14 protein-coding genes and 1 pseudogene are annotated in these 15,663 nt (G+C 53.1%); 8 read left to right on the forward strand and 7 right to left on the reverse strand.

Annotated elements, in window-relative coordinates; translation table 11 throughout:
* Window positions 1–39 precede the first annotated feature (39 nt).
* On the forward strand, window positions 40–1,446 hold the full coding sequence (locus tag RHM56_RS24750) for an adenosylmethionine--8-amino-7-oxononanoate transaminase (protein ID WP_322236986.1): 1,407 nt from the start codon (window positions 40–42) through the stop codon (window positions 1,444–1,446).
* A 103-nt stretch (window positions 1,447–1,549) separates the two neighbouring features.
* Window positions 1,550–2,269: a 16S rRNA (uracil(1498)-N(3))-methyltransferase gene (locus tag RHM56_RS24755; protein WP_322236988.1), complete on the forward strand. Its 720-nt coding sequence runs from the start codon at window positions 1,550–1,552 to the stop codon at window positions 2,267–2,269.
* A 22-nt stretch (window positions 2,270–2,291) separates the two neighbouring features.
* On the opposite strand, the gene RHM56_RS24760 is transcribed toward RHM56_RS24755, so the two are convergent.
* Both RHM56_RS24760 and RHM56_RS24765 read right to left on the reverse strand, forming a co-directional pair.
* Complete coding sequence (locus RHM56_RS24760; RefSeq protein WP_322236991.1) at window positions 2,292–3,257, reverse strand: GlxA family transcriptional regulator; 966 nt, start codon at window positions 3,255–3,257, stop codon at window positions 2,292–2,294.
* A gap of 28 nt (window positions 3,258–3,285) precedes the next feature.
* Window positions 3,286–3,450, reverse strand: coding sequence for a hypothetical protein (locus RHM56_RS24765; RefSeq protein WP_322236993.1), 165 nt, complete (start codon window positions 3,448–3,450; stop codon window positions 3,286–3,288).
* Between RHM56_RS24765 and RHM56_RS24770 the strand changes: the two genes are divergently transcribed.
* Window positions 3,449–4,090 carry an HD domain-containing protein gene (locus RHM56_RS24770; protein ID WP_322236996.1) on the forward strand — a complete coding sequence of 214 codons (642 nt, stop codon included), beginning with the start codon at window positions 3,449–3,451 and terminating at the stop codon, window positions 4,088–4,090. The two genes, RHM56_RS24765 and RHM56_RS24770, sit on opposite strands and share 2 nt — an antisense overlap.
* A 258-nt stretch (window positions 4,091–4,348) precedes the next feature.
* Here the strand turns inward: RHM56_RS24770 and RHM56_RS24775 are convergent, their stop codons facing one another.
* The 4 genes and pseudogenes from RHM56_RS24775 to RHM56_RS24790 all read right to left on the reverse strand — a co-directional run.
* Window positions 4,349–5,800: a PQQ-binding-like beta-propeller repeat protein gene (locus RHM56_RS24775; RefSeq protein WP_322236998.1), complete on the reverse strand. Its 1,452-nt coding sequence runs from the start codon at window positions 5,798–5,800 to the stop codon at window positions 4,349–4,351.
* Window positions 5,797–6,339, reverse strand: a complete 543-nt coding sequence (locus RHM56_RS24780; protein WP_322237000.1) for a PQQ-binding-like beta-propeller repeat protein — start codon at window positions 6,337–6,339, stop codon at window positions 5,797–5,799. Before RHM56_RS24780 ends, RHM56_RS24775 begins: the two co-directional genes overlap by 4 nt.
* Before the next feature lies 1 nt (window position 6,340).
* On the reverse strand, window positions 6,341–6,712 hold the full coding sequence (locus tag RHM56_RS24785) for a hypothetical protein (protein ID WP_322237002.1): 372 nt from the start codon (window positions 6,710–6,712) through the stop codon (window positions 6,341–6,343).
* 125 nt (window positions 6,713–6,837) lie between these two features.
* Window positions 6,838–7,245, reverse strand: a pseudogene (locus tag RHM56_RS24790) (cation:proton antiporter); the annotation flags it as partial.
* Window positions 7,246–7,329: 84 nt separating this feature from the next.
* Between RHM56_RS24790 and RHM56_RS24795 the strand changes: the two are divergent.
* From RHM56_RS24795 to RHM56_RS24815, 5 genes are all read left to right on the forward strand, one after another.
* Window positions 7,330–9,618 carry a hypothetical protein gene (locus tag RHM56_RS24795; protein ID WP_032894803.1) on the forward strand — a complete coding sequence of 763 codons (2,289 nt, stop codon included), beginning with the start codon at window positions 7,330–7,332 and terminating at the stop codon, window positions 9,616–9,618.
* Window positions 9,602–11,689, forward strand: coding sequence for a hypothetical protein (locus RHM56_RS24800; protein WP_032894804.1), 2,088 nt, complete (start codon window positions 9,602–9,604; stop codon window positions 11,687–11,689). Before RHM56_RS24795 ends, RHM56_RS24800 begins: the two co-directional genes overlap by 17 nt.
* 2 nt (window positions 11,690–11,691) lie before the next feature.
* Entirely contained in the window at window positions 11,692–12,297 is a 606-nt protein-coding gene (locus RHM56_RS24805) for a hypothetical protein (RefSeq protein WP_050499460.1), read from the forward strand.
* Complete coding sequence (locus RHM56_RS24810) at window positions 12,290–13,750, forward strand: tyrosine-type recombinase/integrase (protein WP_047338034.1); 1,461 nt, start codon at window positions 12,290–12,292, stop codon at window positions 13,748–13,750. Before RHM56_RS24805 ends, RHM56_RS24810 begins: the two co-directional genes overlap by 8 nt.
* A gap of 104 nt (window positions 13,751–13,854) precedes the next feature.
* Entirely contained in the window at window positions 13,855–14,406 is a 552-nt protein-coding gene (locus RHM56_RS24815) for a hypothetical protein (RefSeq protein WP_047338033.1), read from the forward strand.
* Window positions 14,407–14,655: 249 nt separating this feature from the next.
* Here the strand turns inward: RHM56_RS24815 and RHM56_RS24820 are convergent, their stop codons facing one another.
* Window positions 14,656–15,120 carry a hypothetical protein gene (locus tag RHM56_RS24820; RefSeq protein WP_050499462.1) on the reverse strand — a complete coding sequence of 155 codons (465 nt, stop codon included), beginning with the start codon at window positions 15,118–15,120 and terminating at the stop codon, window positions 14,656–14,658.
* Window positions 15,121–15,663 lie beyond the last annotated feature (543 nt).

Below are 15,663 nucleotides of genomic sequence, written 5' to 3' on the forward strand. Positions count from 1 at the left end.
TGCCCGCACACGCCGGGAACCAGCGCCAGGAGAGTGGAAATGGGCCTGAATAATCAGTGGATGCAGCGCGACCTTGCCGTGTTATGGCACCCCTGTACCCAAATGAAAGATCACGAACAGTTACCTCTGATCCCGATCAAGCGCGGTGAAGGCGTGTGGCTTGAAGACTTCGAAGGCAAGCGCTACCTGGATGCGGTGAGTTCCTGGTGGGTCAACGTGTTTGGCCACGCCAACCCGCGCATCAACCAGCGCATCAAGGATCAAGTCGATCAACTGGAACACGTGATCCTGGCCGGTTTCAGCCATCAGCCGGTCATTGAACTGTCTGAGCGTCTGGTGAAAATGACGCCCGCAGGCCTGACCCGATGCTTCTATGCCGACAACGGTTCGTCGTGTATCGAAGTCTCATTGAAGATGAGTTTTCACTACTGGCTTAACCGTGGCCAGTCGAACAAAAAACGCTTCGTGACCCTGACTAACAGTTACCACGGCGAAACCATGGCCGCGATGTCAGTGGGCGATGTGCCGTTGTTCACCGAAACCTACAAAGCCTTGCTGCTCGACACGATTAAAGTGCCGAGCCCTGATTGCTACTTGCGCCCTGAAGGCGTGAGCTGGGAAGCGCACTCGCGCACGATGTTCCTGGCCATGGAACAGACCCTGGCTGAGCACCATGACACGGTGGCCGCGGTGATCGTCGAGCCGCTGATTCAGGGCGCGGGCGGCATGCGTATGTATCACCCGGTTTACCTCACGCTGCTGCGCGAAGCCTGCGACCGTTATGGCGTGCACCTGATCCTCGACGAAATTGCTGTGGGCTTTGGCCGCACCGGGACGATGTTTGCCTGCGAACAAGCCGGTATCACGCCAGACTTTCTGTGCTTGTCCAAGGCGCTGACGGGTGGCTACTTGCCGCTGGCGGCTTGCGTGACCACCGATGAGGTGTACAGCGCGTTCTACGATGACTACCCGACTTTGCGGGCCTTCCTCCATTCCCACAGCTACACCGGCAACCCGCTGGCGTGTGCAGCGGCTTTGGCGACGCTGGATATTTTCGAAGAAGACAACGTCATCGAGAACAACAAGGCGCTTGCCCAGCGCATGGCCAGTGCGACTGCGCATCTGGCGGACCATCCACATGTCTCGGAAGTGCGTCAGACGGGTATGGTGCTGGCGATTGAAATGGTCCAGGACAAAGCCAGCAAAACGGCTTATCCGTGGCAGGAGCGGCGTGGTTTGAAAGTCTTTCAGCACGCACTGGAGCGCGGTGCGTTGTTGCGTCCGTTGGGCAGTGTGGTGTATTTCTTGCCGCCTTACGTGATCACACCCGAGCAGATCGATTTTCTGGCCGAAGTCGCCAGTGAAGGGATCGACATCGCTACCCGCACCGACATCAGCGTGGCGGTGCCCGCGAACTTTCATCCTGACTTCCGGGACCCGGGTTAATTTTAATCCCCTGTAGTAGCGAGCTTGCCTCGCGATCTTTTTTAAAGTCAAAAGATCGCGAGGCAAGCTCGCTCCTACAAAGGGCTTTTTTCAGAGAACTTAAATGAGATTGTCCCGCTTCTTTATCGATGCCCCTTTGAGCCTCGGTGAACATGAATTGCCTGAAGCCCAGGCGCATTACATTGGCCGTGTGCTGCGCATGGCCGAGGGCGATGCCCTGCAAGTGTTCGACGGCTCAGGTCAGGAGTTTCTGGGGCGTTTGCTGGAAGTCGGTAAAAAGCGTGTGCGCGTCGTGCTCGATCAAGTCTTTGACGGGCAGGTCGAGTCACCATTGGCCATTCACCTGGGCCAGGGCTTGTCCCGTGGTGAGCGTATGGACTGGGCGATTCAAAAAGCGACCGAACTGGGCGTCACAGAAATAACCCCGATCATGAGTGAGCGCTGCGAAGTGCGGCTCAAGGATGAACGTGCCGACAAGCGCCTGGCGCATTGGCGGCAAGTGGCGATCAGCGCCTGCGAGCAATGCGGCCGTTCACGTGTGCCGGTGATTCACCCGCCGGTACTGCTCGGCGACTGGATCAAAACCACCGAGGCCGACCTCAAACTGGTTCTGCACCCCGTGTCCGAGCCGCTGGCCAGCCATGCCAAGCCCGCGCGCCTGGCGTTTTTGATCGGTCCTGAAGGCGGCCTGACCGATCACGAAATTGATCACGCCCAAGCGGCGGGCTTTCAGCCTGCGCGCCTCGGCCCGCGCGTGCTGCGCACCGAAACCGCACCCGTCGTGGCACTGGCCGTGGCTCAGCAATTGTGGGGCGATTTCTAAACGACTGACGTGTAGGCGCGAGCTACACCATCGCCGCGAAGTTCACCCGAAACTGCTGCGGCGACACGCCCAATCGGCGCATGAAGACGCTGCGCATGTGGTGTGCATCACGAAAGCCGCATTCGTAAGCCACGGTCTTGAGTGCCAGTGCAGGGTTTTCAAGCAGCGTACGCGCCGCGTCCACCCGCGCACCTTCGACAAATTGCGCCGGGGTGACCTGTGCCTCGCGGGCAAATACCCGAGAGAAATTGCGCGGGCTCATGTTGGCTGCCTGGGCCAGTTCGCTGATGGTCAGGTCGGCGCGCAGGTTTGCCTGTACAAAACGTTGCACCGCAGCCACTGGCGAATCACTGTGGGCGGCTGCTGTCAAAAACGGGCTGAACTGCGATTGCCCACCCGAGCGCTGGGTAAACACCACCAGCCGTTTGGCGACGTTCAGCGCCACCTCCGGGCCGTGATCCTGACTCAGTACATACAGCGACAGATCAATCCCCGCTGTCACCCCAGCCGAGGTAAACAAGTTGTCGTCCTGCACATACAGGCGATCAGCTTCCAGCTTGGCCGTTGGGCACAAACGCGCCAGTTCGGCGACGTCACCCCAGTGCGTCGTCACGTGGCGACCGTTCAGTAAACCTGCGCGGGCGAGCATCAGGGCACCGTTGCAAATAGAGCCAAATCGACGAGATTTTCGGCAAATACCCCGCAGCCAACGATCAAAGTCAGGGCCGAAATCTTGATCGGGGAGCGCCGGGCCGCCTGCGCATAACACCAGGTCATAACCTGTTTTGGCCTGAGAAAAATGTCGGTGCGCCTGAATCGACAACCCGTTCGAACAGGCCAATAACCCTGACGCCAACCCCAGCACCTCCAGTTGGTAGCGCTTCTCAGGTGGCAGAAAAGCATTGGCCTCGGCGAAGACGTCCAGCGGGCCGGTCACATCCAGCGCCTGCACGCCGGGGAAAACAATCAACGCTACGCTCAGGGTCATCGGGGTCAGCCATCAGAGGGGTGCACCATCAAATACCGCTGTCGGGCCCTGTGGCAAGCCCGTCAAAAAGCATGGCCGGCATTGCAACCTGATTGGCACGAATCGCACCTGCGTGTCGATTGTTGCCATGGGCTGCTGCGCCCACACTGAAATCCACAGCGCCACCCCGGTGCTTGATCGAGGAGTTCGTCATGAGTCAGACCATCGCAGGCATCGTCATCCCGGACAGCGCCTTGGCTAAAGCCACTACTGAGTACATCCGTGATGTGGAGTCCGATCTGCTCTACAACCACTCACGCCGGGTGTTTTTGTTTGGCGCCTTGAGCGGCCAGCGCAAACAATTGGCCTACGACTCGGAACTGCTTTACGTCGGCGCCATGTTCCACGACCTGGGGCTGGTAGAAGGTCATCGCACCGACAACGAGCGCTTTGAAGTGGACAGCGCCAACAGCGCCAAAGCCTTCATGAAACCCTTCGGCCTGAGCGACGACGATGTCGAACAAGTGTGGCTGGCCATCGCGCTGCACACTACGCCGGGCGTGCCGCAACACCTGCGGCCAAACGTGGCGCTGGTGACGGCGGGCGTTGAAATGGATGTGCTGGGCATCGACTACGCGGCGTTCCCCACCGAGCACCGCGAAGCCGTTGTGCATGCGCATCCGCGTGGTGAAGGGTTTAAGGAGTGCATCCTCTGTGCGTTCGCCAACGGCTTCAAACACCGCCCCGACACGACCTTCGGCACGGTTAACGCTGACGTGCTGGTGGACATCGACCCACGCTTCAAGCCGATGAACTTCGTCGAGATCATCCGCCAATCGCCTTGGGTTTCGTAGACCTATAACCTGCGGTTAAGCGTGTCCACTTTGGATGAACTGCGAACGAAATCTCGTAGCAGTTGACGAGCACCGCGAGGCTGCGTCCGGCTGCGTCCGGCTGCGTAGCAGTCGTAAAATCAAGCACCGCGGTCTGTCAGTTAGCATTTACGATCGCTACGCAATCGGACGTAGCCTCGTGAAACTCGGCAACTGCTACGAAACCGGTTTGCAGCGCGCTCGCGCAGAGCCCAAGCAGGCCCTGCGCGAGCAGCACCTCTACTTCGGCAGTGCGTACACCACGACTTGGTCGCCCACTTGATCTTTCATGATCGAGTTGCCGCCCGCGACAAAGGCCACGTATTGCTTGCCTTTGTATTCGTACACGGCAGGGTTGGCGACGGCTGGCGCCATTACGATGTCCGACCACAGTTCTTTGCCGTCATCCAGTGAGTAGGCGCGAACCTTGGCGTCCATCGATGCACCGATGAACACCACGCCACCGGCCGTCACTGCCGGGCCGCCAATGGTTGGCGAGCCCATGTCGGCAGGCATGTACCAGCCCCACTGCTGGACCGCACCCATCGGACGACGCCATTTCACGTCACCGGTGTGCATGTCGATGGCCACCAGTTCACCGAACGGCGGAGCCCAGCACGGCATGCCGGCCCAGTTCTGCGCGTTCAACAATGACATGCCATAAGGCGCGCCAATCTGCGGGTAGAAACCGTTTTCGTTGCCAGCGTCTTTAGGCTGTTTGTCGTATGAGGCGCGATCCCACAACTTGATCATTTGCACGATGTGCGAGGTGTTGACGATGGCGACCTGGCTGACCGGGTCGAACGCTACACCGCCCCACTGCACGCCACCGGCGCTGTCCGGGTAGGCCAGCACGCCGTTGCCTTTGAGGCCAGGCGGCGAGTACATACCGTTGTATTCCAGGCCGTCCCACATTTTGGTGCATTGGCCAAAGCCGACAATGTCAGCGATTTTCCAGATAGCCGGTTTTTTCGACTGATCCAGCAACGGAGCAGGCTTGGTCGGGAAGGGCTGGGTCGGTGAGTAGACTTCGCCGTCAGCCTCACCTTTTGGTACAGGGCGTTCTTCAATCGGCCACACGTCTTCACCGGTACGGCGGTCAACCGTGAACAGGAAGCCCATTTTGGTCGCCTGAACCAGCGCCGCCACAGGTTTGCCATTGACGGTGATGTCCATCAGGGTCGGGGCAGAGTTGATGTCGTAGTCCCAGATGTCGTGGTGAACCCACTGACGTGACCACACCACTTTGCCGGTGTTGATGTCGAGTGCGGTGGTCGAGGTGCCGAGAGGAATCGGTTGTGTCCGATTGCCGCCCCAGTAGTTGGGCGACGGTGAGGACACGGGGATGTACAGCAACCCGAGGGCCGGGTCATATGACATGGCGGTCCAGATGTTGGCCGTGCCGGTTTTCAGGGCTTCGTCATCAGGGATCGGCTTGAATTCCCATTCCAGCTCGCCCGTGCGGGCGTTCAGGGCAAACAGCGAACCTGGCGATTCGACTTCATATTCCCAGTCTTTACCGGCCCAGCCGACGATCAGCTTGTCACCGATAACGGTGGGCGGCTGCAACTGCGACAACGGCCATTTGGCGTTGACTTTGTTCCACTGGTTAACATCCACCACGCCGTTTTTGCCGAAGTTTTCGCACGGCTTGCCGGTGTCAGCATCGACCGCGTAGAGCTGCGCAGTCATGTTGCCCAGGTACACGACTTTCTGACACGCCACGCCCGCTTGCGGGTTTTTTCCTGCCAGTAAGCCACGCCGCGAGACTTCAGCGCGGGCTGTGTATCGGCGACTAAGGCGGACTTGGTATCAAAGGTCCACTTCTCTTTGCCCGACTCGGGATCGAGCGCGATGATCCGGTAAAAAGGCGTGCCGATGTACAGCGTGTCGTTGGCAAAAATCGGGGTGGCGGACCAGACGGTCGCAGGGATTTTGCCGGTGCCATCAGACATGTCGCCGGTGAAATACTGCCAGACCTTCTTCAACTGCCCGACGTTGTCCTTGTTGATTTGTGTTAGCGGTGAGTACTTTTGCGAACTCAGTTGGCCATGAAAGCTGTCCCACTCTTTACCCGTCGGCAGAGGCAGTTTGGCGTCTTCGGCAGAGATGCTCGACTCAGCGAGAATGGGCGATGGAACCACGTAAGGCGTGTCTGCATGGGCTGTTGACATGCCCGCCAGCATGCACAGGGCAGGTGCTGTCAGAAGGTGTTTTTTGATTCCGCTCATATCACGCGCTCCTTGTTGGCTTGCCGCCAAACGTTTCAATGACGACACCCACAGCGCACACGACCAGTACGGCCGCGGTCCACCAGCCATGCAGCAGCAACGCGGCAAAAAACGTTCCGATCACACCGGCCCAACCCAAGAACAGGAAAAAATTCCTGGCGCCTCCGGGCCCTGTCTTGGTCAGTAACACGCCAACAATCAACAACACTAAGGCAGCCAGCATTGTGACAATCGCGCCACCGGAGCCTGTTACGCCTGACAGCGGGGTGAAAAACCTCCACGCCGTAATGCACAAAGCAACCAGGGCCGTGATGATCACGATGTTAGCGCCAAGATGGCGCCGGGGTGGTGCATAGGTGGCAGACGTACTCATCCCTCTCTCCTTTTCGTGACGTACTTTCTTACATTTAGAAAAGGAGTGTAGCCAAGCTGACGGGAAACGCCGGGAGGAGGGGCAAATCCCCGTAGGCGCCGTGGCACCTACGGGTGGGGCGAGGATTAATGCGTGTGTTCAGACTGCGTCGCAGCCGGTGAATCTTTGGTGACGTGTTTGACCAGTTTGCCGATGGTCAGGCCTTGGAACAGGATCGAAGACAGCACCACGATGTAGGTAATACTCAGGATCAGGTCTCGTTCAGGGCCCAGCGGCAACGCCAGGGCCAAGGCCACCGAAACACCGCCCCGCAGGCCGCCCCACGTGAGGATGCGGATAGTGCCGCGCGGCACCGTACGCCAGCGGCGCAGCAGCACAATGGCCGGGGCCACGGTGAGCAGGCGCGAGAGCAAAATCGCCAAGGCCAGCACGCTGGCTGCCAGCAAGTGCAGCCACGAGAACGGCAGCAGCAACAGTTCCATCCCGATCAACGCAAACAGCAGCGCGTTGAGCATGTCATCGAGCAATTCCCAGATTTTGCCATTCGCATTTTTTTGTCAGTTATTCGGAATGCCTGTAGAATGGAGATTACAGCCAGCTCACCACGGATTTTGTAAGTGACAATCGTCAAAAAAGGATCGCCCATCGAAACCTATCCCTTCCGAGCTCTGGCGCCTGATGTGGTGGAGTTGTTTCAGCGTTGCGCTGAGCGTAGGAAGGTGCCGTCGACGACGACATTGAAGCTTCTCGAATGCTTTTGTGACATCACCAACCAGCCCTTGTCTTTCTTGAAGCTTTCGTCGTCAGAGCTGACCCACATCGTTGCGGGTTTTCAAGGAGCGCTGTTCGAACAGGATTTGGTCGGTACGTCTGACGTGACGCGCGCGAAGATTTCCGTTTATCTGCAAGATATTTTGCTCGAAGCGCGTAATTACGTCCCTTCCATGCCGCCGACAGAATATGGAAGTGGACTAAGAGAAAAATATAATGCGAAGTGGAAGAAAATACTTCATGGGGTTGACCAGCGTAAAGTCAAATATTGGACTGGATGGCCTGTAGAAAACCGTAAAGGCACCACGTTGTATTGTCACTTTGCCAATATTCATAACAGTCATGGTCATGATTTTACATCCCGCCTGTATGAGCAGCTACGACTCCATATTTCAGGGTATGGAGCTACACAGTTAACTATGCCGAATAAGATGGCTGGTTTTCTGAGTCAGAATAGTGATTCTTGGCCTGAATACACGTTTAACGATTCGACAATGATTTACAATTTCTTCTGGGATTTCAGGGAAAGTTTTTTCATGAGTGGCGAGGCCTTGGGGCTGGATATCGACGCGCAAATGAAGACTTGGAATAAGTATATTGGGTTCATTGAGAAGATTTTCATTCTTCCAGGTGTATGGGCGGAGCCATTGGGAGGGAAGCTGCCGTTAGCACCTGCGAAGCGAATCGATGGTCAGTCGACTAATATCAGAAAAAACGAAGATGGCGCTGATGTAAAAGTCAAGCTCGTAATGGAAATACCATTACATCTTACTGAGTCTGAAGCTATTGAAATATTATTTATTTCCATATCTAAGCGGCTGAAGATTATTGAGGGATGGGCCAAGGCTCAGATAGCAGATCTATATGGTAGGGTTCTTCGTCGTAAAAAGCTCGCTGCGCAGGGAGAGTTGGTAGATACAACTAAACGTAAGAAGGGACACCTACTAATAATCCCAAATATTTGCTGTATTTTCGAAACCTACGGGTACGGAGAGCCATACAGCCACTACGCTTCCTTGTCAGTGGATACAAAAGATTCTCAGACTCCTGCTTCTGATTTAGCCAGCTATATGGGGATGCCACTGGCGGGGAGTCTAATGCCATTTAAGCTCCTAATTATTCTAAGGCATCCGATAATTACGTCAGAGTTTCTGGGTGATTTCGATCTTTGGAATAAGCATGGGCAGAGATCTGGATATGTACTGGACGGGTCGGTGTATAAGCTGGTGGGGTACAAGGATCGTAAGGGGGCAGGAAGGTCTGAACAAAAAATCACGCTAACCTCAGAAACTAAAGCTTTGGTCGACCAAATTATTGAGATCACTGCGCCCCTACGTGAGTATTTGAAATCACAGGGTGATCCCTCATGGAGGAAGCTGTTCATTACATGCGGTAACGCATTTTCACCGCCTGCCAAAAGCACCCTAACCCCGTGGTCGAGGTCAACACTTAAACCTGGTACGTATTTGAGAAACAATCTTTTAGCTCAATTTCGTCCTCATACGGACATGTCTGAAGATGATCTCGTTAAGTTTTTGGAGATGGTGAGTGCGTCTTCCGTACGCGCATCCAGAGTAACCGAGATATTTATTGAGACGCATAGCGCTGAAACTACATCTCAGGCTTTAGGTCATGAGAGCTACGATCCTAACCTCATGGATCACTATTTGCCCAAGGTGATTATCGATTTCCTGCATGAAAGGCGCATGCGAGTATTTAACAAGATCTTAATTTGTCATAGTCTTAAAGATAGTCCGTTTTTATTTCGGGCCAGCAATTTCTCAAGCTTGGCTGAATTAGACGCTTTTCTAGTGAATCATGCTTTTGGAGATATTCCTGCGTATCTTCAAGATCCAGATGGGCATCATGAAAAGATTGAGAACGACGGGACTGTATATGCGTTAGTGTCTGTCGATATTTTGAGCGTGCTGCTCTCGATAAAATTGGCTGTTGAGCAAGCGCCACCCAATCAGAAGGTTAGTGCTAAGGCAGTCTACTGGGCGAGTTACGCAGGCTTTCTAGAAGGGGAGATTAGTAAGCACCGAGATGCCACTTATCGGAGTGATCTCCACAAGGCGGCATTAACAGCTAGCGCAGAGTCTGTGGAGAGGTTTGTATATGAATGCTCCATCTAAACTTGGGTTCCTCGGCGAGCCTCGCTTAGCGCCAGCAGAAGCTTTCCGTAAAGCATCCTGGCTAACCACTGATTTTAATGCTTTCGTCTGGAGCGTGAATTTTAACGGCGATCCCATTCTGCTAAACTGGAAGGTAGCCCTAGACAACAATTCATACCTCACCGATGACGAAAACCTAGATCTGTTGAACGGTCTTAAATACGCCCTCATTGGCGCCACGCGAAATAGCCTGGTTGAAATGGCTAATTCTCAAAGTGTTGAGACATTAAGACGGAAGTTTCACGCCGCCGTGGGTGTTATTGACTGCCTGCTAATTCACGCACATGAGCTCAAGCTTTCAAGTGCCGGATTGGCAGGCTTGTCTGAAGGCGATTTGAAATGGATCCTAAATAAGCTGTCTTCAGAATCCTCCGTGGCCGAAGCGCTGTATGATTGGTCAGAAAAATTGAGTAAGTATGCTCTAGCGCTCTTGGATGAAATACCAGGCGCGACGATTGCTTCCATATTGGAAGAGAATCCGTCGATGTTAGAGATAAGTTCTACTCAGCTCGAGTCCAACGAGCTTAATGTTTCCGTTGATGATATTCCACGTATTCGGGCCGCTTTATATTATAAAGGCCACTACGACGGACATAGAGGTGCTGGCTATACGGTAAACTCTGTACGCATCTCAGCCGAGGTTTACCCAAATACTATCCGTGGGGACATGGCCAAGCCTAGGCATGAAATTCTTAGTTTTTATCCGCTTGGTGAGTCCTATAAGCGTGAGATGGAGGGAGTAAAGGTTACTTCTAGGTCGGGAAGTCTCATGGCCGAATCCCAGTACAGGCTATTTTACAACTTTTTGTATGGAATGGGGTTGCTCAAGAAACTTGGAGTGCCAGGGCCCAATGAGCGAGTTTTGGATAGAATTAAAGGTTACATGCCAGAGCTAGCCAAACCTGGTCGTTATGTGACAGTGCCGTCCGGCACGATTTTTAAATTATTCAAAGGTGCTGTCGAGTTTCATTACGAGCTGGGCCCTCTCGTTATTGAGGGGTTTTGCAGGTTGGCTCGATACTGTGATGAGCATGACACAACGCTTACAAGCCTAACCGATGAGCAGGTTGTTTCAATTGTTGGCAGTGATTTGAAACATCACGGCGTGACAAAACTGGGGCTTGGTTGTAGAAATACAAGTGATGCCGATGGCAGTGGTCTTGAAAGTCGAAAGGGAACGAAGCAGAACTATTTTGAGCGGCTAAGATCCAATGCAGGCTTGCTTGAACTTGTCTACGTTTATATTGGTGCTATTCAATTTGTTGTTGGTTTGCTTATGGCTCGCCGAATAGATGAGCTTTTGCAGATCCCGTCGGCCCGAGCATTCGACTCCACGAATACTTGGCTGATGTTCATGAGAGAAAAGAGCACAACCAATACGTATGGTCTCCGGAAATCCGATGCCAGACCTATTGATCCCCTTGCGGTACAGATGCTTGGGCAATTAGTACGCCTTCAGGAGGAGCTCATCAATGCTGGATTCTCGGCGGAAGCTCCTACTATATTCTCCGTTCCGTCTTTGCATGGCAGAAAGTTAATATATTCCGCCACAAAAATGAGCATGAATACATGCTTTGACTTCTTGTGTGACTACTTTGAGAGCGAAGTTAATGAAGTAGGGCTTCGGTATTATATCAGGCAGCACCAGTTGCGCCGTGTAGCGGCCCTGTTGTTCTTTCACGCATATGGGAAAGGACGCATAGATACGCTTCGTTGGATTCTCGGGCATAACGATATTGAGCATGCATGGAGGTACATTACAGATGCCACAGATGGCGCATCCCTCCGTGGGGCGGAAGCCCAAATTATTGCTGAGAAATTCTTCACTGGTGATGTGCATAACTATAAATCGTTACGTGCGTTGATGAAGGAACAGTTCGGAACGGATGATGTGCGTCTTGTAGATCAAGAATCCTTTTCGGAGCATCTAGAGCATTTGATGAGTAAAGGCATTGTCAAATTTGAGCCTGTATTTGTTCTTGGTGCTTATGGCAAGGAAATGCAGGTTCTTGTTCACGTAAAGGGGGCGTAATCATGGGTAAGCCTAGGTCGGAAATTCAAGTTCACAATCAGTCAATCAAGGCGCGACAGATTTTGCTAGAGGACGTACTTGCCGATGTTGAAAAATACGTTTCAAATGAGGTTGTTACTTCCGCTCTAAAAAATCAGGGAGCTTTGGCTTCCCTTTCTTACAAGTTCGATTTGGCTGGCCAGCAATACGCTATCGCCCCCACGAGTCTGAACACCCTCAAAAAAAAATCCGATGAATTACTTGGTTATCACGGTTTCGCAGGGCTAGAGCGTCTTAGGAGCGTGGCTAAGGATGCAATTGCTGCGTATGCCGAAAGGGGCAACAAGCCTACCAAGAAGACCAAAAATGGGCTAGAGCAAATTAATAGCGAGTTAGAATGCACGGTGGTCGCACTGCGCCGCGCTAATTTCAGGTTACTTCAAGGGCTTTCCACTGCTATATCGGGAATCAAAGAAACCAGGGATGGTTCTAGTGAGGCTGTTAGAAATAAAAGCGCTAGCGAAGCCGTAAATGCACTGTTGGCAATAGTCTCGCTTAATGAGTCTCCTTTTGATGTGATTCCATCTCACGAGAATATCCAGTCTTTAAAGGTAGTAAGGAGTGAGTAATTTCCATGAGCGTAAGCTTTATTCAGTGGTTCCTGAGCTTGAGTTGTTTGACCACAACGCACTGGGGAAGCTCGTGACTAGGGATGCGAGCAATCTGACATTCATCAATTGGCCAAACGGGGCACCCTGTTTTGCCGCGAATCTCTACATGCTTTCCCTTACGGTTCGCCCCAATAGGATGAAGCGTAAAGGGTTAGCGCGTACAGGTAGAAAAGGTGGGACGATTGGTGAGTATGCTCAAAAAATCAGTCAGTTGGTTAGATTCTGTTATGCTTCAAACATTGATTTTATAGATCTATCAGATAACGACTTTACGCGTTTTATTCATCATCTAAGTACGGAAGTAGATCCCAAAAATCTTCGTGAGAAGAAGAAAGCCACACTCACCGTTGTAGACGTTGGGACTGTATGTATAGACTTCCTAAAGTATATTGGAGGGCTTTATGAGCAACCCAGTTTCGTCGCGATTGGAGGGCGAATAAAGATTACTGAAAACGTTACAGTGAAAAAAGATAAGCGTGGTCGTGATTATGCTGTGCACAGTGTGTGGCATCATGCATTTCCACCTGGTGGTAGGAGGCACGAGCGGAATGCGATTCCTGCTGTTCATGTCGACCAGCTCAGGAGCGCTGTCGATGAAATGGGGGGCTCACGGTTCATCAAGATTCGGCGGCATGCATTTATCTCAACATTGGAAAACTCTGGGGCTAGGCTTTCAGAGGTTGCGAGTCTTAAGGTCGTAGATGTCCTGACCGCGTATGAGATGAAGCATCCTATGCTTAGGTTTATCACGCTGAAGGGCGACGACAGCGAGGAAAGGGAAATACCCGTAAATAAGATGTTTCTCAATGAACTGATCTCATACATTGAGTTTCACAGGGGTAAAGTTGTAAGAAATAAATTTTCGAGTATTAAAGATCATGGCTTCGTATTTGTATCATCAGCAACCGGAACTCCGCTTTCAGAAACATCCCTTGGTAATGAGATCGGTTCAGTGCGCAGGTTTGCTGGCATCGAGGAACAAGCATGCGCGCACATGTTTCGCCACTCGTTTATAACGAACTTGGTAATGGAGTTTGTACAGCGGGATAGATATAGGCGTGCAGGAGACTTTGAAGTCAGGTTGCTTTCTGATGAAAGCTATCTTGAGGAGGTTAAGATGTATACCGGCCAGAAATCAATTGCGACTATCATGGGCTATGTACATGCAGCATTCAAGGAGATTGAGGGGTATAGCACTACAGTTAGCAATGTTTTCCTAATTCGAGCCATGGAGCAGTTCGATAAATACTCTCGTAAACTCAGAGCCCATCTCGGCTCTACCCTTACAATTCAAGAATATAACGTAGAGATGGAGAAGCTTGAGGCTTTAAGAGATGATGACTTTGCTCGTGAGCTTGCAAGAGAGAAAACGGTCAAAGGAATCGCTCCGATTCTGCCTGGCCGCGAATGATTCGGTGAATTCTGGCACGGGTCTATCATTCACACGGTAGTGTTGAGATACCATGGTTCATTAGCAATGGATTCAAGTCTTGGGCTTAAGGTTAGGAGAAGGTTTTGTTGCTGCTTTCACGCCTCTGGAACCTTATCAGCCCCGACCGTCGCTCCGAGTGGGAGAAAGCGCGTGAACGCGAGTTCATCCTGGCGGCGAACTCCTTGAAGACCCTCAAGGTGACACCGGAGGGCGGGATGTCCATCGATCCTGAAGAGCTTCGCGAACAGATCGTCGCTTCACGTGAGCAGTTGAAGCATCTCGTCCACAAACCAGGAGCGGCTAGCGGCTCATTCGAAGTTGCGGCAGACATTCGGGTGGAACAGGGAGCGAGTGCCACCATAGAGGCTTCTATGAGCACCATGGACTGTATTGAGGTGGTGGCTTGGCGTCGGATGCAGACTGGCGCTGCAGTTCGCTACGTGTGCCTCCAGTCTATGAGTAAGGGACAATTCGCTGTCGCTTCAGCAAGCATGTTCACAGGAGCCATAGAGAGTCTCCCCACTTGGGTCGATGGCAATACCAATAGGCAAATCGCGAACGCTCTACAACTTGGTGATCTCCAGTGGTACGCGGCTGTGAGCGAGGCTATGGATGCTTGGGATGCGGAGCTTTGATGACCCTGAGCTTTCAGTTGGGGCGCGCCCCTGCGGGGAGCGGCTGTCGTGTACCGAGCCCTTGCGATGCCAAGGTCTCGGCCCTCCGGGCTTCCATCCCACACGCCTGCGCGCTCCGCTTGCCATGCCTACCAGGCACGTGATCACCTGTCTTCGGTTCGAGCGGTCGCACACGCTGTGCTACATCCATACTTCAATGGACTCATCGCTTTCGCATAGGTGAGGGTAGGTATACACCCCTCTGGTAGTTCAAGCTTCGAACAAAGCACGGCATGCGTTCATCAAAGCGGTTGCGTCATGGAGAGCTCGGTGGTGCCTAGTCGTGGGCAGTAGGCGATAAATGTCACTGGCAGCCTCCCGACCCACAAACACTTCCAAAGGCTTCAACTCGAAGGTCGGCATCAGGTCTGCTGCTTCGTAGAGGACATCGAGCCAAAAAACATCTTGAGGTGAGTCGCTGCAAAGCACCTGCCCTGAAAACAGCTGATTCATTCGTTCCGCCACAGTTGGTGGGGCATCACCTTCCTGAAGTAAATGATCCTGAGTAAGACCATGCATGTCTTGCGCATCGAACGACCAATGCGTCCAATAGCGGGCTGGCTTTATCAACGAACTGAACCAGGTTTCATTCGACACGACAGCCACCTCAATGGGATAGCTATCTGGGGCTATCCCTGATGCCTCGAAATCGATAAAAAAAGAAGGCCGTTCCACCTTGCTGCTCCGGTTTGAAGGTTGCGACTTTCAGCGGCTACACCGACTGCTCGTGTGTTTGCGCCGCCATCGCTCGAACCAGCCGTTCTAACTGTTAGCAGCCTTTGCAAGTCGATGGTTTTGCACATGCTGCATCTCACGCTCCCATTCATTCACAAACTTGTCCCAGTCTGTGGCGTAGGGCCCATCAGGAACTCTGGTCGACCCGATGCTTGCTTGGTGGAAACGCTCTCTCCAGGGTTGCGGAATAGTCTTCTCCAAAATGATGTCGATTCCGGAGTTATGACGCATCACCGAGACAGAGTTACGAACCTCAATGAGGTCGAGTAGCTTATCGCTACAGGGGGTGTCGTTTCGCTCTTGGTCGTCGAGATCATCGAGGATGACAAGGAGGTCGGATGCGTTGGGATCACCAGGACGGAGGCATGCAAGGGCCCACAGAACCCTTCGCCTAGTCCTCTCACGCTCGCGGAGTAAATCGCAGGTCATTTAAGCCTCCTTTTCACAAAGCAGGGCGGTGGTTATGGCGTGCCGCCTTCGGCG

The sequence above is a fragment of the Pseudomonas sp. CCC3.1 genome, assembly GCF_034347405.1.
In the GTDB taxonomy this organism is placed as follows: domain Bacteria; phylum Pseudomonadota; class Gammaproteobacteria; order Pseudomonadales; family Pseudomonadaceae; genus Aquipseudomonas.